Source organism: Prochlorococcus marinus str. MIT 1214 (assembly GCF_027359355.1).
GTDB lineage: Bacteria > Cyanobacteriota > Cyanobacteriia > PCC-6307 > Cyanobiaceae > Prochlorococcus_B > Prochlorococcus_B marinus_F.
On sequence record NZ_CP114777.1, the window covers coordinates 1,036,061 to 1,053,446 of the forward strand.

23 protein-coding genes are annotated in these 17,386 nt (G+C 36.7%); 9 read left to right on the top strand and 14 right to left on the bottom strand.

Features of this window, described 5'->3' with window-relative positions:
* From urtE to ureE, 8 genes are all read right to left on the bottom strand, one after another.
* The gene (gene urtE / locus O5639_RS06005; RefSeq protein WP_269623670.1) at nucleotides 1-708 is read right to left on the bottom strand and encodes an urea ABC transporter ATP-binding subunit UrtE; all 708 of its coding nucleotides are present in this window, start codon (nucleotides 706-708) and stop codon (nucleotides 1-3) included.
* Nucleotides 705-1,460: an urea ABC transporter ATP-binding protein UrtD gene (gene urtD / locus O5639_RS06010; protein WP_269623671.1), complete on the bottom strand. Its 756-nt coding sequence runs from the start codon at nucleotides 1,458-1,460 to the stop codon at nucleotides 705-707. Before urtD ends, urtE begins: the two co-directional genes overlap by 4 nt.
* Nucleotides 1,457-2,584, bottom strand: coding sequence for an urea ABC transporter permease subunit UrtC (gene urtC, locus O5639_RS06015; protein ID WP_269623672.1), 1,128 nt, complete (start codon nucleotides 2,582-2,584; stop codon nucleotides 1,457-1,459). Before urtC ends, urtD begins: the two co-directional genes overlap by 4 nt.
* A gap of 3 nt (nucleotides 2,585-2,587) precedes the next feature.
* Nucleotides 2,588-3,745 carry an urea ABC transporter permease subunit UrtB gene (gene urtB / locus O5639_RS06020; RefSeq protein ID WP_269623673.1) on the bottom strand — a complete coding sequence of 386 codons (1,158 nt, stop codon included), beginning with the start codon at nucleotides 3,743-3,745 and terminating at the stop codon, nucleotides 2,588-2,590.
* Nucleotides 3,746-3,823: 78 nt separating this feature from the next.
* A complete protein-coding gene (gene urtA / locus O5639_RS06025) occupies nucleotides 3,824-5,101 on the bottom strand; it encodes an urea ABC transporter substrate-binding protein (protein WP_269623674.1) in 1,278 nt (425 codons plus the stop codon).
* Nucleotides 5,102-5,233: 132 nt separating this feature from the next.
* Nucleotides 5,234-5,851, bottom strand: a complete 618-nt coding sequence (ureG, locus tag O5639_RS06030; RefSeq protein WP_269623675.1) for an urease accessory protein UreG — start codon at nucleotides 5,849-5,851, stop codon at nucleotides 5,234-5,236.
* The gene (locus tag O5639_RS06035) at nucleotides 5,851-6,522 is read right to left on the bottom strand and encodes an urease accessory protein UreF (protein ID WP_269623676.1); all 672 of its coding nucleotides are present in this window, start codon (nucleotides 6,520-6,522) and stop codon (nucleotides 5,851-5,853) included. Before O5639_RS06035 ends, ureG begins: the two co-directional genes overlap by 1 nt.
* A 20-nt stretch (nucleotides 6,523-6,542) precedes the next feature.
* Entirely contained in the window at nucleotides 6,543-6,983 is a 441-nt protein-coding gene (ureE, locus tag O5639_RS06040) for an urease accessory protein UreE (RefSeq protein ID WP_269623677.1), read from the bottom strand.
* Between the two features lie 102 nt (nucleotides 6,984-7,085).
* Here ureE and O5639_RS06045 point away from each other — a divergent pair, with 102 nt between their 5' ends.
* From O5639_RS06045 to ureC, 4 genes are read left to right on the top strand one after another with little or no spacing between them, the layout of a single operon-like run.
* On the top strand, nucleotides 7,086-8,009 hold the full coding sequence (locus tag O5639_RS06045; protein WP_269623678.1) for an urease accessory protein UreD: 924 nt from the start codon (nucleotides 7,086-7,088) through the stop codon (nucleotides 8,007-8,009).
* Nucleotides 8,010-8,058: 49 nt separating this feature from the next.
* Nucleotides 8,059-8,361, top strand: coding sequence for an urease subunit gamma (locus O5639_RS06050; RefSeq protein WP_269623679.1), 303 nt, complete (start codon nucleotides 8,059-8,061; stop codon nucleotides 8,359-8,361).
* Nucleotides 8,362-8,369: 8 nt separating this feature from the next.
* On the top strand, nucleotides 8,370-8,690 hold the full coding sequence (locus O5639_RS06055; protein WP_011295399.1) for an urease subunit beta: 321 nt from the start codon (nucleotides 8,370-8,372) through the stop codon (nucleotides 8,688-8,690).
* A 1-nt stretch (nucleotide 8,691) separates the two neighbouring features.
* Nucleotides 8,692-10,401, top strand: a complete 1,710-nt coding sequence (gene ureC, locus O5639_RS06060; protein WP_269623680.1) for an urease subunit alpha — start codon at nucleotides 8,692-8,694, stop codon at nucleotides 10,399-10,401.
* 23 nt (nucleotides 10,402-10,424) lie between these two features.
* Here ureC and O5639_RS06065 read toward each other — a convergent pair whose 3' ends face one another.
* Nucleotides 10,425-10,652 carry a DUF1830 domain-containing protein gene (locus O5639_RS06065; protein ID WP_041711064.1) on the bottom strand — a complete coding sequence of 76 codons (228 nt, stop codon included), beginning with the start codon at nucleotides 10,650-10,652 and terminating at the stop codon, nucleotides 10,425-10,427.
* A 156-nt stretch (nucleotides 10,653-10,808) separates the two neighbouring features.
* Between O5639_RS06065 and O5639_RS06070 the strand changes: the two genes are divergently transcribed.
* On the top strand, nucleotides 10,809-10,988 hold the full coding sequence (locus O5639_RS06070; RefSeq protein WP_269623681.1) for a hypothetical protein: 180 nt from the start codon (nucleotides 10,809-10,811) through the stop codon (nucleotides 10,986-10,988).
* Nucleotides 10,989-11,216: 228 nt separating this feature from the next.
* Complete coding sequence (locus O5639_RS06075; protein ID WP_269623682.1) at nucleotides 11,217-12,227, top strand: porin; 1,011 nt, start codon at nucleotides 11,217-11,219, stop codon at nucleotides 12,225-12,227.
* A 243-nt stretch (nucleotides 12,228-12,470) separates the two neighbouring features.
* On the opposite strand, the gene O5639_RS06080 is transcribed toward O5639_RS06075, so the two are convergent.
* From O5639_RS06080 to O5639_RS06090, 3 genes are all read right to left on the bottom strand, one after another.
* Nucleotides 12,471-12,647, bottom strand: coding sequence for a hypothetical protein (locus O5639_RS06080; protein WP_269623683.1), 177 nt, complete (start codon nucleotides 12,645-12,647; stop codon nucleotides 12,471-12,473).
* 212 nt (nucleotides 12,648-12,859) lie between these two features.
* A complete protein-coding gene (locus tag O5639_RS06085) occupies nucleotides 12,860-13,132 on the bottom strand; it encodes a hypothetical protein (protein WP_269623684.1) in 273 nt (90 codons plus the stop codon).
* An 84-nt stretch (nucleotides 13,133-13,216) separates the two neighbouring features.
* Nucleotides 13,217-13,465: an RNA recognition motif domain-containing protein gene (locus O5639_RS06090; RefSeq protein WP_011295404.1), complete on the bottom strand. Its 249-nt coding sequence runs from the start codon at nucleotides 13,463-13,465 to the stop codon at nucleotides 13,217-13,219.
* Nucleotides 13,466-13,660: 195 nt separating this feature from the next.
* On the opposite strand from O5639_RS06090, the gene rpsU reads away from it, so the two are divergent.
* A complete protein-coding gene (rpsU, locus tag O5639_RS06095; RefSeq protein WP_011295405.1) occupies nucleotides 13,661-13,837 on the top strand; it encodes a 30S ribosomal protein S21 in 177 nt (58 codons plus the stop codon).
* A 58-nt stretch (nucleotides 13,838-13,895) separates the two neighbouring features.
* Nucleotides 13,896-14,120 carry a hypothetical protein gene (locus O5639_RS06100; protein WP_269623685.1) on the top strand — a complete coding sequence of 75 codons (225 nt, stop codon included), beginning with the start codon at nucleotides 13,896-13,898 and terminating at the stop codon, nucleotides 14,118-14,120.
* A gap of 49 nt (nucleotides 14,121-14,169) precedes the next feature.
* Here O5639_RS06100 and O5639_RS06105 read toward each other — a convergent pair whose 3' ends face one another.
* Complete coding sequence (locus O5639_RS06105) at nucleotides 14,170-14,688, bottom strand: AbrB family transcriptional regulator (RefSeq protein WP_269623686.1); 519 nt, start codon at nucleotides 14,686-14,688, stop codon at nucleotides 14,170-14,172.
* Between the two features lie 288 nt (nucleotides 14,689-14,976).
* On the opposite strand from O5639_RS06105, the gene O5639_RS06110 reads away from it, so the two are divergent.
* Nucleotides 14,977-16,590: a photosystem II high light acclimation radical SAM protein gene (locus O5639_RS06110; RefSeq protein ID WP_269623687.1), complete on the top strand. Its 1,614-nt coding sequence runs from the start codon at nucleotides 14,977-14,979 to the stop codon at nucleotides 16,588-16,590.
* Here the strand turns inward: O5639_RS06110 and O5639_RS06115 are convergent.
* Nucleotides 16,512-17,363: a type II CAAX prenyl endopeptidase Rce1 family protein gene (locus O5639_RS06115; RefSeq protein WP_269623688.1), complete on the bottom strand. Its 852-nt coding sequence runs from the start codon at nucleotides 17,361-17,363 to the stop codon at nucleotides 16,512-16,514. The two genes, O5639_RS06110 and O5639_RS06115, sit on opposite strands and share 79 nt — an antisense overlap.
* Nucleotides 17,364-17,386 lie beyond the last annotated feature (23 nt).

The following is a 17,386-nucleotide window of genomic DNA, read 5'->3' on the forward strand; positions in this document are numbered from 1 at the left end:
TTAAACACTAAGGAATTTCTCTACCACAGCTTTACTTAATTCACTAGTTGGTCCATTTGCAACTATGCCTCCGCGTTGCATTGCATAATAACGATCTGCTTGCCTCACAAAATGCAGATGTTGCTCTACCAATAAAACCCCAACACCAGTCTCACTAATGATCCTTTTAACTGCAGACTCAATATCTTGAACGATATTCGGTTGTATTCCTTCAGTTGGTTCATCAAGTAAAAGCAACTTTGGTTTCCCAAGTAATGCTCGAGCAATTGCAAGTTGTTGCTGCTGCCCTCCGCTTAAGTCACCTCCTTTACGAGATAGAAATTGTTTTAAGACAGGGAAAAGTTCATATACCAATTCATCAATCTGTTTATGCTTTGCTAAACCTCCTGGTAAAGCTTCCAATCCAAGTTGAAGATTTTCCTCGACAGTCAAATAAGGTATTATTTCTCGTCCTTGGGGAACATACGCAATTCCGGAACGAGCCCTTTGATGAGGTGGCTTTCTATTAACCAAATCTCCATTAAAAACAATCTCTCCACGCCGTGGAGTTAATAATCCTATTAAAGATTTAAGCAAAGTTGTTTTACCTACTCCATTTCGACCTATAAGACAAATCATCTCAGCTTGGTTGATATGCATATCAACATCTCGAAGAATATGACTTTCGCCATAGTAGGTATTCAAGCCTTTTATCTGAAGCATAGTCATTGTTCTTCCTCATCAGTTTTTCCAAGATAAACCTCTATCACTAAAGGGTCTTTTTGTATGTCACTCATGGAACCCTCTTTCAATACATGACCTTGGTGTAAAACACTAACAGGGCAATCAAGTCTACGAATAAATTCCATATCATGATCAATGACTAAAACTGTATGATCACCCGCTAAAGATTTAAGAAGATCAGCAGTTAAATCTGTTTCTTCATCAGTCAAACCAGCAACAGGTTCATCAACAAGTAAAAGATCAGGGTCTTGTCCCACTAGCATCGCAATCTCAAGCCATTGTTTTTGACCATGAGAAAGCGCTCCGGCCCTTATATTGGCTTTTGATTGAAGGTTAACAATACTCATCAAATGTTGAATTTGATCTAAATGCTTAACCCTTAAACTATTCATCAACAAAGACAAAGGAGTTTTAGGTCTACTCACTGCTAGAGCTAGGTTTTCTTGCACAGATAAATTCTCAAATATCCTAGGACTTTGAAATTTTCTTCCAATCCCTTTACGCGCTATGCGAAACTCTTTTTGACCAATCAACGATTTTTCTTTAAAAATCACGTCACCCTTTGTAGGTGCTACTTTCCCTGTAATGACATCTAAGAATGTTGTTTTACCTGCACCGTTGGGACCAATAACTGCTCTAAGATCACCCTGATTCAAAACCAGATTAAGATCTCTGAGAGCAAGGAATCCTTCAAAACTAACTGAAATTTGTTTTAGCTCTAGCAATGGAGAAGTCATGATTTCACCTCACCTTGTTCATTGACTTCAAGACTTGGATATGTTTCTAATTTTTTATTAATCCCAAGTAAAAACAATAATTTCTTTGGACCGTCTTTCCTAATCCATCCTAGTACCCCCTCTGGAAGCGCTGTTACAACAAGAATAAATAATCCACCTTGAATAAACATCCAGCTTGCTGGTAATGCTTCACTTACCAAACTTTTTGCATAATTAATTAAAACAGCTCCAAGTATTGCGCCTAGCAAAGTTCCTCTACCACCCACGGCAACCCAAACAACCATTTCTATAGAGAAAGGGACAGTCATAAACTGTGGAGAAACTATTCCAGATTGAACTGTATACAAAGCCCCTGAAATCCCAGCTAATCCTCCTGCTATTGAAAATATTATTGTTTTAAAAATTACTGGATTATATCCAGTGAAACGAACTCGAGCTTCATCGTCTCTAATTCCAATAAGGATATTTCCAAATCTATCTCGAACAATCCACCGAGCAAAAAACCAGGCAAGTATTACTAAAACAGCTGATATCCAAAAGAACCATCTTTGCATTATTTCTGAACCTACCATTTGTCCAAAAAGTTGAGTTACATCTGTTTTCAAACCATTTGTTCCATTAATCAATTTCTGCTGTCCATTAAAGAAATTGAAAAAAACCAAAAGAGCCGCTTGTGTAAGGATTGAAAAATAAACACCTTTTATTCTATTTCTAAACACTAAATACCCAAGAAGACCAGCAATAAGAGCCGGTATCAGCCAAATGGAAATAAGAGTAAAAATTGAACTTTTAAAAGGTTCCCAGAAAAATGGAAGCTTTTCGACTCCATATAAACCAAAAAACTCAGGGATACCATTTGGGAATTCTCCTGCACTATTCAATTGGAGGAACATCGCAGCACAATATCCACCAAGTGCAAAGAAAATTCCTTGACCTAAACTCAACATTCCTGTGAATCCCCAAATCAAATCCACTCCTAATGCGACTATTGCAAGCGATAAATATCTTCCTAATAGATTTAATCTAAAAACAGGAAGCACTGAGGGTGCAGCAATAATTAGGGCAATAAGTAATACCCAAATAGTTAAGTTAATCCAACTTTTTTTTGTAGAAAGGATACTCATCAATCAAGACTCCACCATTCTTCCTTTTTGTGGGAACATCCCAGTTGGTTTAAATTGGAGGAATATTACTATCAGAGCAAATATCATTACTCTAGCCATGCTTGTTGTCGCAAAAAAATCTATTGTTGAATAAAGAGGAGAAGGCATATCTGGCCAAATAGTAAGTAGTCTTCCTGCTCCTATCAAATCAGTCATTATTCCAATAGAGAAAGAAGCAAGGATTGTTCCTAATAAATTGCCCACTCCACCAAGAACAACAACCATAAAACATCCCACAATGTAATTTCCACCAACATTTGGTCCGACTGAGCCAAGGAGTGAAACTGCAACTCCTGCGACACCAGCGAGACCAGAACCTATTCCAAAAGTAATAATATCTACTGTTTCAGTGGATATACCTAAACAATCACTCATTGGTCTATTTTGAGTTACTGCTCTAATTCTCATTCCCCAAGCTGTTTTATCAAGAAAGAAAATTACTACTAAAACAGATATTAAGGTAATGAGGATTATTAAAAGACGCGTTTTAGGAAAAGTAATTCCAACAAAATCAATTCCACCTCTCATCCAAGAGGGAGCTGTAACATCAACATTCCTTGCACTAGCGCGACTAAGTTTACTTACTAAAGACGATAAAACACCTCCTGTTGCTACACCTAATAAAGCTGAGAAACCCCAAGTACATGCCCTTATTAATTTACCTTTTGCACCATGAAGTATGTCATCAGAAATAAATAGCGGTGTAAATAGGCCAAAGAAAAGTGCTATTACCAAACCACTGGCATAGGCCAGCGGAACACTTCTAACAAATTGTTGGAGGATTAGGCTCACTCCCCATGTGGCTAAAAGTGTTTCAAGAGGACTTCCATAGAGACGTCTAATAACTGTTCGCTCTAAAAGAATTCCAACTGTTCCACTAACTAAAAAAGCAATACCAATCGCAACTATGACATACGAATCATAAAAAGGTTTTAAAAAAGAAACTTGTTTGAAAATTAATTGGGTTATGTATGTTGAATAAGCACCAAGCATCATCAATTCCCCATGAGCAAGATTGATGACACCCATTAAACCGAATACAATTGCTAGTCCCAGTGCTGCGACGAGCAAGACTGAGCCAATAGCAACGCCATTAAAAAGGCTTTCAAGAATAAGTTGCACTAGCTTGGTTGATTTTTTTAAAGAAATAAGGAGCCCGAAGGCTCCTTATTAGAATCTATTTATAAGTCAGAAATTGAATCACATCCTATATTTTTCACCTTTCTTAGGATCAGTCCAATCACAAGCGTAACCTTTTGAACTTGGATGTTTTTGGTTCCATGCTTGTGGCTCAACTACTCCAGTTTCTTCAAGGATTGTAAATCCACCCTCTGCATTGATTTCACCGATTCTCACTGTTTGAGATAGGTGATGATTTGCCATAACTTCTACTGGACCCTGAGGAGCATCGAATGTCTGACCAACCAATGCTTCTCTAACCGCGTTGTCATCAAATGTACCTGCTTCTTCAACTGCCTGCTTCCAAAGATAAACCATGTTATAAGCAGATTCTTGAGGATCAGCCACAACACGATCACTACCCCATCTCTTCTTAAAGCTCTTAGCAAATTTCTTAGAAGCTGGCGTATCAATAGACATCATGTAGTTCCAAGCACCATAGTGGCCCTCAAGGAACTCAGGTCCAATCGTACTAATCTCTTCTTCCGCAATGGAGTAGTTCATTACGTAATAACCATTAGAAGGAGTGATTCCTGCGTCCTGGATTTGTTTGAAGAAAGCAACGTTTTGGTCACCATTCAAAGTGTTAACTATGATTCCACCATCAGGAAGAGCAACTTTTATCTTCGAGATAATAGGTGCTACCTCAGTATTACCTAAAGGAAGATAATCTTCTCCAACAACTTTTCCACCAAGTTGTTTTACTTGAGCTTTAGTAATTGTGTTAGAAGTTCTTGGGAAAACATAATCAGAACCAACTAAGAAGAAATCTCCTCCAGCAGCTGGAGAGCGCTTATACATGAAATCAGTGGCAGGCTCAGACTGCTGATTTGGAGTCGCTCCTGTATAGAAAATGTTGTTGGAGCACTCTTGTGCTTCATATTGAATTGGGTAATAAAGGAATGCATCTTTTGATTCATAAACTGGAAGCATTGCCTTTCTACTTGCAGAAGTCCAGCCGCCAAAGACTACTGGTACTCCATCCTGGTCGATTAACTTCTTAGATTTCTCTGCAAAGGTAGGCCAATCTGAGGCACCATCTTCAACGATGTATTCAATTTTATAGCTTTTACCGTCGACTGTTACACCGCCAGCTGCATTGATTTCCTCAATAGCCATTTTCTCTGTATCAACAAGAGTTGATTCCGAGATTGCCATTGTCCCTGAAAGAGAATGGAGAATTCCAACAGTTACGGTGTCGTCAAAGTTGCCAGAGGAATCTGATCCACCACAAGCAGTAACAGTTACGGCTAAAGAAGCAGTGGCTAAACCTGCAAAAATGCGCTTTGAAAGCTTCATGAATTACTAACTAAATTAGTTGTTTGCCCACCTTGGGGTTTAGGAAAAGTATCCAACTGAACACCCCACTTTTTGTAGCAAATAAGACTGTTTTAGCTATTTCAGTAAACGAAGATACGTTTCCGTATTTGTTTATACCATCTTCTGCGCAGAGGGTATCTGATTACACAAAAACTCTTCAATTATTTTTATCCCCTCCCCTGTTTTGGTATTGGTAAAGCACCAGGGAAGATTTTTCCTCATAAGCAGAGTATCTCTCTCCATTATTTTCAGGCTTGCTCCAACCATTTCAGCAAGGTCAATCTTATTGATCACTAATAAATCAGAACGTGTTATTCCTGGCCCTCCTTTCCTAGGGATCTTATCTCCCGCTGCGACATCAATTATGTATATACATACATCTACTAACTCAGGGCTAAAACTCGCAGCTAGATTATCGCCACCACTTTCAACAAATACTAAATCTAAAGTTGTAAATTTATGCTCCAGCTCTTCAACCGCAATACGATTAATTGAACAATCTTCCCTTATCGCTGTATGCGGGCAACCTCCAGTTTCAACTCCTTTGATACGTTCAGGTTCTAAAGCCTTTGAATTCGTTAAAAATTTTGCATCTTCTTGCGTATAAATATCATTTGTTACTACTGCAATATCTAATCGATCTTTAAGATTTTCACATAGTCTCTGAATAATAGCCGTTTTACCAGATCCTACTGGACCGGCTATGCCAACTCTTAATTTACTTTCCATTAGCTTCGAAATAATCTTGAATAAAGTTCAATATGCGATTGTTGTGCCATAATCGCGCCCACATCACCAACCCATATTTCTTTAGGATTCTGCTGCAATAAGCAACTTGCTTGAGACTTTATCAGTCTTAGGGATTTCATTTGAAGCTGTTGAGCTTTTGTTGGTCCTAATGACAATAGTCTTAACGCTGCACTCAATTGATTAGCCACCCAACTATATAAAAATCCTTCCACTAAATCAATTTGGGGTATATCCCAGCAAACTCCTGCCCAAGCCCAAGCTATCGGCCAAATAAATTTTTTTTCATTACCAGGAAGAGGATGATCTAGATCAATGAGAAGCTGTAATAGAGATTCACCCATTTGTATTTGTTGAGATCTGATATCTGGCGAATCTCTTAATGAACCAAGCCAAGAATTCCACTCTTCAATAATTAATTTATGTTGAACATCTTTATGATCATTCCAATGCTCTAAATCTCTCATAATGTGAGCAATTGAGCTTGCCTCAATTGTTATCTGGCCTCGAGAGAGTTCACTTTCAATCCAATTAAAAAGTGTTGTCTCGTCATATACTTTTTGATTTTGAACAAGCCACTCCAATCCTTCAGAGTAACTAAAAGCACCAACTGGTAATGATGGGCTGATTAATTGTAAAAACTCAAGTTTCATAAACGGAATCAATCAAATCCCTACTCATAAGCGCCTATCTCAGGAGAAAAAGGTCTTTGTAAACTTTCTATTTCAAAACCATGGCCTTCTAACATTTTTCTCATTACTACATCATTGAGTAAATATAACTCTTTATCGTGCAACTCAATCTCAACATGCCTATTACCTAAATGATAAGCAGCTTTTAACAATTTCAATCTATTTTCTGAGCTAATTCTTATTACATCTTCGTGAGCGGCCACTATGCTTACAAAAACTTTTGAATTCTCACTTTTCAACACCTCTCCAGGAATCAAACGACCTCCTCCTCGAGGCAAATTTAAAATGACATCAATTCCATCTAAAGTTGATCGTTTACCTCGAAGCTGAGTCCTCTCTTTTGCAGACAAGGGAAGTAAAAGGTTATTTTTTATCACTTGAGCACTAATTCTCTCGGTGAGATAGATTAATTCCTGAGACAAACTTAAATTCTTTGTAGGTCTAAATTTTATAGGTTATTTCTACCAGATCAGACATTTATTATTTTCTCAAAACTAAATGAGCAAAAACGATAAAGCTATTCAATGAAATCTCAATGGCATGGAACTTGTGATCTAAGGCTTTTCAAGAGCTCAAGTTCTAACAATAAAGATATTGTCAAAACAATTCATCAAGCGAAATGTACTGCTCCATTAAAAGTAATGAGAGTATTCAATAATAAAAAAGATGGGAGATGTGAAATACCAATTCTCCATAGTGCGGGAGGAATTGTTGGAGGTGATCAACTAACAATAAATGTAAACGCCGAAGAAGATAGCATTGCTATATGTTCTTCGGTAGCAGCTCAAAAAGTTTATGGAAGTAGAGGCAGATCAAAAGTAAATCCGCAAGGGAGCTGGGCAAATCAAAAATGTTTTTTTCAAATTAAACAAAATTCTGACTTTGAGTGGATGCCTCAAGAATTAATTGTTTATCAGGGAGGTCTTTTTGAACAAAATATGACTGTTAATCTTGATCCGTCATCAAGCTTTTTATGTGTTGATTTGGTTCGTTTGGGACGAACTGCTGCAGAGGAACAGCTTGGTAGTGGAGTATGGAGATCATCTTTGGAAATCTTTAGGGATAATAATCAAGGAAAACATTATGAATTTAGTGATCGCTTAGAACTATCTGGAGAAGCTCTAAAATCCATTCATGGCTTAGAACAGAAACCAGTATTTGGATCTTTAACTTGGATAACACCTAAAAAAATAATGCAAAAAGATTTGTCTGATTTGCTAGTCGAATGCCGACAACAAAGAGCTGGACTTGAGGGATTTATGACTTGTAGTCTTCTTGAAAATGGCATATCAGCAAGATACACTGGATCATCAACACAATCAGCTCGATTTTGGTTTTATAGAATTTGGAGTCTTACTAGAGTTTTAAGAAAATTAAGCATGCCTGAATACATGAGAATTTGGCCGATGCAAGAAAATCCATCAAGAGATATAAAATGTCCATTGTGAACTTTTAAGCATTTTTTTGCTAGTAAAATCAGGTTCTAATTATTAAACAATGTACTTAAGCCCTCAAGAAAAAGACAAATTACTGGTAGTCACTGCTGCTCTTTTGGCAGAGCGAAGATTAAATAGAGGTTTGAAATTAAATCATCCTGAAGCCGTCGCTTGGCTTAGCTTTCAAGTACTTGAAGGTGCCAGAGATGGGAAGAGTGTCTCAACCTTAATGAACGAGGGAACCACATGGTTAACAAAAGAACAAGTCATGGAAGGCGTGCCAGAGCTCATCCAAGAAGTTCAAATAGAAGCTGTTTTTCCAGATGGAACGAAGCTAGTAACACTTCACAATCCAATTAGCTAACTACAATTATGTCCTATTTAATTCCTGGAGAACTTATTCCCGAAGATGGTTTTATTGAACTAAACAAAGGAAGAGAAACCACAACTCTAAAAGTCGCTAACACCTCTGATCGACCTATACAAATTGGCTCTCATTATCATTTCTTTGAGTCCAATAAAGGTCTAGAATTTGATCGCAAAAAATCTCTCGGGAAAAGGTTAGACATCCCAGCCGGTACTGCTATCAGATTTGAGCCAGGTGACCAAAGAGAAGTTAATCTTGTTCCTTATGCTGGAGACCGTAAAATTTTTGGGTTCAACGGACTTATAAACAATTCACTTCAACAATAAAATGCCTTTCAAAATTTCTCGCCAAGCCTATGCAGAGACTTATGGTCCGACAAAAGGGGATCGCATTAGACTTGCAGATACGGACTTAATACTCGAAGTTGAACAGGATCATACTCACTATGGAGACGAAGTTAAATTCGGTGGAGGAAAAGTTATTCGTGATGGGATGGGACAATCACAACAAAGTAGAGACAATGGGGTAGTAGATACAGTTATCACAAATGCGCTAATTTTGGATTGGTGGGGAATTGTTAAAGCTGATATTGGCATCAAAGACGGAAAAATCTCAGGTATTGGAAAAGCTGGAAATCCGGATACTCAAGAAGGTGTCAACATTATTGTAGGCGCCAGTACAGAAGCAATCGCAGGAGAAGGAAGCATTATTACTGCAGGAGCTATTGATAGTCACATTCACTTTATCTGTCCGCAACAAATAGAAACTGCTTTAGCTAGTGGGGTTACCACAATGCTCGGAGGAGGGACAGGCCCAGCAACAGGTACTAATGCAACGACATGTACACCTGGAGCATTTCACATCTCAAGAATGCTGCAATCTGCAGAGGGATTTCCTGTTAATTTGGGATTCTTTGGAAAAGGCAATGCAACTAACAAAGCAGCATTAGAAGAACAAGTAAGAGCAGGTGCTTGTGGGTTAAAACTGCATGAAGACTGGGGAACAACACCGGCCTGTATTGATTCCTGCCTAAGTGTTGCAGATCAACTAGACGTACAAGTTTGTATTCATACAGATACCCTAAATGAAGCTGGTTTTGTTGAAGATACAATTAAGGCAATAAGAGGGAGAACAATTCATACCTTCCATACAGAAGGAGCTGGAGGTGGTCACGCTCCCGACATTATCAAAATTTGTGGAGAATCAAATGTGATTCCCAGCAGTACAAATCCAACTAGGCCTTTCACTCTAAATACTCTTGAAGAGCATTTAGACATGTTGATGGTTTGTCATCATTTAGATCCCAAAATTCCAGAGGATGTTGCATTTGCTGAGTCAAGAATACGTCGTGAAACTATTGCTGCTGAGGACATACTCCACGACTTAGGAGCCTTTTCTATTATTGCTAGTGACTCCCAGGCTATGGGTAGAGTTGGGGAGGTGATTAGCCGGACTTTTCAAACTGCTCATAAAATGAAAGTTCAAAGAGGAGCCTTACCTGAGGATAATCAAAGGAATGATAATCATCGTCTGAAAAGATATATCTCAAAGGTCACTATTAATCCTGCGATAGCTCATGGAATCAGTGCTCATGTTGGTTCGGTAGAAGTTGGAAAACTAGCAGACTTAGTACTTTGGAAGCCAGGTTTTTTTGGAATTAAACCTGACTTAGTAGTCAAAGGAGGATGTATCGCATGGGCTCAAATGGGAGATGCAAATGCCTCAATTCCTACTCCACAACCAGTTCATGGTCGTCCAATGTTTTCTTCCTTTGGAAAGGCAATAAATCCTACATGTCTGACTTTCTTAAGCGAGAGTGCAATAGACGCTGGTGTCCCTGAACGACTCAAATTGGAACGTTCTTATGCTCCCGTTAAAGACACAAGAAAAATATCTAAACAATCAATGAAACTTAATGATGCAAGACCAAAAATCGAAGTAGACCCCCAAACATATGAAGTTTTTGCAAACGGAGAGCTATTGACTTGTGAACCTGCTGAATCACTACCACTTGCACAAAGATATCTATTACTTTAGTTGATATTAAATTTCAAAAAATCTTAGGCTACGAGTGAGTCTTCTTTATTAAAAGCCGTTACTCGGAGTCGTTGTTCTAAATTTGGTCCATATGACTCTATTCCCCAAATTTCCAATTGCGAACCTTCTGGTGCCACAGACGAGAATACTTCTTGAGGAAAAATAGCTCGTTCTAAAAAAAATCTATCCGGTCCAATGCATTTCAATATGACCATGCTAGAAGTGATGTTTCTATAAGAGAAATCGACCATAACCCACAATTATTTGTTGAAATTAAAACAAATAAATAAAAAAGTATTTGTAATTTTTTATACAAAAGATATTAATAAAAAAATAAAATTTTTATTAATATGTCCAAATCGAACGCCCCCTTTAAGACCAATTAGTTATAAAAAATGTAAAAATTCATGATCTCTACAGCAACACGAATAAGAATAAAAAATATACTAAATCGACTAGAAAGCAATCAATTAGTCACACTAGAAGAAAGAATTTTCCTCAATAAATTATCCAATGTTTCTCCCTTGATATCGGAATGGGTTGCTTCTGCATTAGGGGCAGAGGCTAGTTCTATAGACAATGAATAGTTATTAAAATCATAAAACTCAATTTCCAATGAGATAATTAAAAATCAATCAAAGCTATCCTTAATCAAAGAATATTTAAACAAGGAAAATTTACTCAAAATAATAACTGGGAATAATTCCAGGATGTATCCAAACATACAAAATAATTTCTAATAATGTAACAACTAATACGTCGAATCTATTTACCAAATATAAGAATAAAGTGCTCTAAATTTGTGTGAGGACACAATGAAGTTTTTTCAGCGTTTGCTGGTAGCTCCTGCTGCATTGGGCCTAATGGCTCCAGTTGCAGTTAATGCAGATACTGCATTTTCATCAACCACATCTCTTTCTGGTGGTGCTGTTTTTACTATCGGTTCTGTTGCCGATGGAGGAACAACTGATACGGAAGAAGAACTCTATATGCAATATGGATATGGACTTGACGTAACTTCCAGTTTTACTGGTGAAGACATGCTCTACATGGGTATGGAAACTGGTAATGCTAGTGGACCATTAGCAAGCATGGATAGCTCAGTTGGTGGCACTGGTGCTATTACATTGCATTCTTTATATTATGCTTTCCCTGTTGGCGATCTTTCAGTAACTGCTGGTCCTTTGGTTGATCAGGATGATGTTGTTGCTGCAACAACATCTGCTTATTCAGATGCTTTCAGACTAGGCAGCATGCCTTATTCTTTGGCTGGTAACGAAACTGGGCCTGGAGTTGGTGTTGCTTACTCTAACGACAATGGCGTAGTTGCTTCTGTTAGCTTCGTTTCTGTTGGTGGTGCTGATTCCACAGTAGGTATCGGAGCTGATGATGGTGATGATGTTTCAACTTTCACTCTTGGCTATGACGGCGACGGCTTTGGTGGCGGTCTTGTAATCGCTTCTAACGACGGTGAAGGCGGAACAACTGGATACGACACATTCGGTGGTGGTATCTATTACAGTCCTGAATCAGTTCCTGCAACAATCAGCGTTGCTTACGACACAACAGATCCAGAAACAGGTGCTGATGCAACTGACTTGTTCGTTGGTGTTGACTACGAAGTAGGACCTGGAACACTAAGTGCTGCCTACAATTCGACTGATATTGATGGCAGTGATTCTGAAGATTCAACAGGATTTGAAGTTTCTTACAGCTATGGACTTAATGACTATGTATCTGTCACAGCTGGATTCTTCACTGTAGAAGATACAAGTACTGGTGATGACGACACTGGTGTAGTTGCTGAAACTTATTTCAGCTTCTAATCCTGAAAAGTTAAGCCCTAAAAAAGCCTCCTGATGAAACAGGAGGCTTTTTTATAAGTGGAAAAATTATTTCAAGATATGATTTATTATTTTCTTTTTAAAAAAAAATTTGATTTGATTTGAGCTTCATAAGCATCAAGCTTATCTAATCTAATCATATCTTCATAGAGATCAGGACTACTTTTTTGATTTTCCTTTGTTTTTTTCATTTCTTTTTTCTATTTAAATGATTAATTTTTATTTTTATGCTGCGATATCAGACCTCAAACCCCTATCACTAATACATTTAAGCCATCTCATTTGATGAGTCATACGATGTCCATGAGGATATAAGTAATTAAGGTTTTCATTTGAAATAACCTTTTCATTTCTATTAACTATTTCTTGTAAGTTATCAGTGCCATTTTGATTGAATTCCATAAGACATAATTTATATATACTATTTAAAACATTTAATTCTTAGATTGATGTCCATGATGAACAAAGTGACGATTCCAAAACTAAGTAGTCCAAAGAAAATATTAACCATCAAAATTACTAAACAAATTAGTTATTAATTTAAGTTAATTTCTTAATACATAAAAAAAGCAGCTCATATAGCTGCTTTTTTTAATAAAATTGATTTTTTTATCTTAAAAATATTTAAAAGGGAAAAAGATCTTATCAGGGCCTGCAAGCATCACTGAGGCTGCAATAAGAGCAGTAACCACTTGAACACCAATAAATTGTTTTTGAAGGTACCTATAAGAACCTGTCTCAGAAAGCTCAACTGTTGGTTCATTTTCAGGTAATCCATAATAATAAATTTGAGAAATCTGAAAAAAGATCACTAAACCAGCAATTGCAGCTAAAGGATTAAATCCACCAAACGTGATTGTAGAGAATGGAATTGTTGAGTAAAGCATTAAAAAGGCATCGCTCTTAACTTCTAATCATTACAGCATTAATTTTAGATAATGCTTTAATCGCTAATAGACTGAAACCTAAAATTAATTGTTTTTTGGTCTAGCCTTGGTAACCCTGATAGCCCTGCCCATCCACTCAACATCTTGAAGATCATCGATTGCTTTTTGTTCTTGAGCATCGTCGCCCATGTCAACGAAAGCGAAACCTCTTTTTCTTCCAGTTTCCCTTTCTAATGGCAACTTACAATTAGTGACTTCACCATAACTGCTAAAAACACCAACAATATCTTCAACCTCAGCATCAAACGAGAGATTCCCGATGTAAATAGTCATTGGATAACGGACCTATGAAGTAATAATGAATGGTCCGAAAAGGGAAAAACCTCAATGATTTGGCTAATAAGCAAAACTTGAAGAAAGCTATTTGGATAATTCATAAATATTCTAGATCTTTTTCCCCAAAAAAGGTCAAAACAAAAATTTGCTTTATCGTCCTGTAAAATTATCAAATAATATTTTTTTATCTTTTTGACTCAAGTAACTGTTGGAGAAAACGAAGGCATTGAATCAGCACTTCGCCGTTTTAAGCGTCAAGTTTCCAAAGCTGGCATCTTTGGAGAATTAAAGCGCCTGCGTCATCATGAAACTCCTGTTGAAAAATATAAGAGAAAATTACAACAAAGACGCAGAAGCAGAAGAAGGTAATTTAACCAGTGAAAAACTGAAGAAATTAAAATTTTAATACTCTTTTTTACCTTGTTTAATGGAAAAAGAAAACTGCTGGGTTTGGTTCAAAAGATCAGTGAAAGAAAGAGGTATATGGAAGGGAGGGTTTACATACAAAAAAGATGGGAATCCTGGTGTTCTGATTCAAAACCCAGGATATATTCAATGTCGGGTCCCTGAATGGCGAATAAGCACGAAAGAACCATTAGACAAGTACAAGGGGCCGAAAATACCCGAAAACTCTCCTTGGAAATTTATATAAAGTTATCAAGCTTTGTTGAACCATGTTTTGACTTTTAATTACTAAATTTCTAATTCACATTCACACGAAACAAAGGAGCTAAATATTTAACCACAGCAGGAGTAATTAATAAAACAGATATCAATCTAAATGCATGAATTGCCGCCACTGCAGCTCCTACTCCAAGCTCTGCTCCTACTAAGCTCATACCAAGAGTTCCCCCTGGAGCAGAGCCTAACAAGGCTATCAAAGGATCAATTCCAAATAAACGAACTACTAGAAACCCAAGAAAGAGACCTGTGAAAATCAAAGTGATCGTGATTAAAATTGCCGGCTTCCAAAGCGATTGCAGCTCTGAAATAGTATCTCGATTAATACCCGTGCCAATAACAGTCCCAACACCAATTCCAAGCAAAGTTTTGGTTCCCATAGGCCAATGAGCAGGTTCAAATTGCCCACTTATGCTTAAGCATCCAGCAGCCAAAATAGAACCTAGAAGAGGAGCAGCCGGAATACCACTAAGCAGCATCAAACTTCCCAGAGCAGCACCACTGAGGATGTATATGATCAAAGTCATTGGAGGATTCATAATCCAATAATCAAATCTATACAGTTAGTCTGATCTATTTTGTGTTTTTTAAATCAATTGATCAAAATCAATTAAAAAAAGAAAAACAACTTTGCCTTTGAATTTAATTATTATCTTAATGCTTGCAGAATAGTAGCAAAACCATCTCTGCAACTAAGTTTTAGCCAAGTCTGAGATGAAATTGTATCTTCTTCCCTTTTACTATTAATCTAATTTTCGATCAAAAAGGTCAACAAATTGTTAGTGTTTATCTCTCAATGATGATTTTTGTTATCAACAGATGTCCTGATGAAAGCAAATTTGACTTCTGAAATAAAACTTCTTGGGCCTAAATCAAAGGTTAAAGTCTTGTATATCAGACTGCCTTGCAACCCAATTTTCCCAATTGGACCGATTTATTTAGCTGATCATGTTCATAAATGCTTCCCAGAAATTCAACAATTAATTGTAGATTTAGCTTCCTTACCGATCTTAGATGTCGAGAGAATTTTAATAAACAATATAGAAAGTTTTAAACCCACACTACTAGTTTTTTCATGGAGAGATATACAAATTTATGCCCCTGTAGATGGTAGAGGAGGAAATCCATTACAAAATTCATTTGAAGTTTTTTATGCTCGCAATCCTCTCAAAAAAATTCGAGGTGCTTTAGGTGGTTTTCAACTACTAAGAAGTCATTATGGCGAAATATGGAGAAACCAAAGATTAATTAGAAAGGGATTACAATATGCAAAGAAATATAATCCAAGTGCATCAGCCATATTGGGAGGTGGTGCTGTTAGTGTTTTTTATAATCAATTAAAAAAATCACTTCCAAAAGGTACTATTATTTCCTTAGGGGAAGGAGAGCTGTTAATAGAAAAATTAATAAAAAAGGAACCTATTACTGATGAAAGATGTTTTGTGGTTGGTGAATCTCCCAGAGATGAACTAATTCATGAAAAACCAAATAATGTAATTAAAACTGCATGCAATTATAATTACATTCAATCTATCTGGCCTGAATTCAAATGGTATTTAGATGGTGGAGACTTCTATATTGGAGTACAAACCAAGAGAGGTTGTCCACATAACTGTTGTTACTGTATTTATACTGTCATTGAAGGCAAGAAAGTAAGAATCAACCCAGTAAATGAAGTTATTAAAGAAATCAAACAATTATACAATCTTGGCGTTCGGGGATTTTGGTTTACGGATGCCCAATTCATCCCTTCTAGAGGACATATTCAGAATGCTAAGGATATTCTGCAAGCTATCTTTGATGAAGGATTGCATGACATTCATTGGGCAGCATACATACGAGCTGACAATTTAGATGAAGAGTTAACTGAGTTAATGGTTCAAACAGGTATGAGCTATTTCGAAATTGGAATAACTTCTGGCTCCCAAGAACTTGTCCGAAAAATGAAAATGGGATACAACTTAAAAACAGTTCTGAAAAACTGTGAACTTCTAGCCAAAGCAGGATTTAAAGCTCAGGTTTCAGTAAACTACTCATTCAATGTCATAGATGAGCGTCCAGAGACAATAAGACAAACCGTTGCTTACCATAGAGAATTAGAGAAGATTTTTGGTGCTGATATTGTTGAACCTTCTATATTTTTCATAGGACTCCAACCTCATACTCTGCTAGAAAAATATGGACTAAAAAAAGGTTTATTAAAACCTGGTTATAACCCTATGAGTTTAATGCCTTGGACAGCCAGAAAACTCCTATGGAATCCTGAGCCTATGGGGAAGGAATTTGGAAGGGTATGTTTAGAAGCCTTTGATACAAATCCAAATGATTTCGGTAGAACAGTTATGAACTTATTAGAAAGAGATTATGGGATTTCATCTTTAACAGATGCATTAACTGTTGAGGCTAAAAATCGTCCCGTTCTTGCAAAAAACCTTCGTTGACAAACTATCGTAATTAATAAAATTATTATCCCAATAATGCCACCAATGGGATTCACCATATTTTTGCTAGGTCCTAATAAAAAATAAGGAGTATTACTAGAAAAAATAAGCATTCCCGAATCAAAAAGATACCAAATACCAACCAATCCACCATGCAAACCAATACATCCCCACAACGACCCTTTATCAATAGTTCGTCTTAAAGTTAGAACCAATCCTAAAAGAAACAGTCCAGTAAAAAAAGGAATCAAATGTAATAAACCAATATCAGGTCTGTAATGGAAAAAACTAAAAATTGCAGATTGAAAAATCATTCCTCTTTTCAATCCAAACAACAGGACCATTTCCTCCATTAACCAACCTCGAAAGACTATCTCCTCAGCAGAAACAAAACCCACTATCAACAATATTGCGTTTAATAATTCAGTAAATTTGATATAATTAACCTTATCCACCCAACCGCATAAGATAAAAAACAAACAAAGGATAACTAGAAGGAAAACAGAAAAAATAAACCCACTAAAAAATATTTTTAGTGCTATCAATTTATTATTAAAATCTAATCCTATAGATACCCATAGATTATCAGTTCTCCATCTAACCCTTCCCCAACTAGGCAGAACACATAGGAACAATATATATGTTATTGTGATGGCTATTATACTTAAATTATTGGAACTAATATCTTGATTAAATAAGTAAAAAAAATAACTTGAAGACCATCCAGCAGGATATAAAAATAAAAAAAGAGTAAGTGTTGGTATCCATTGCATCTTTTGATACAACCATCTGTTCC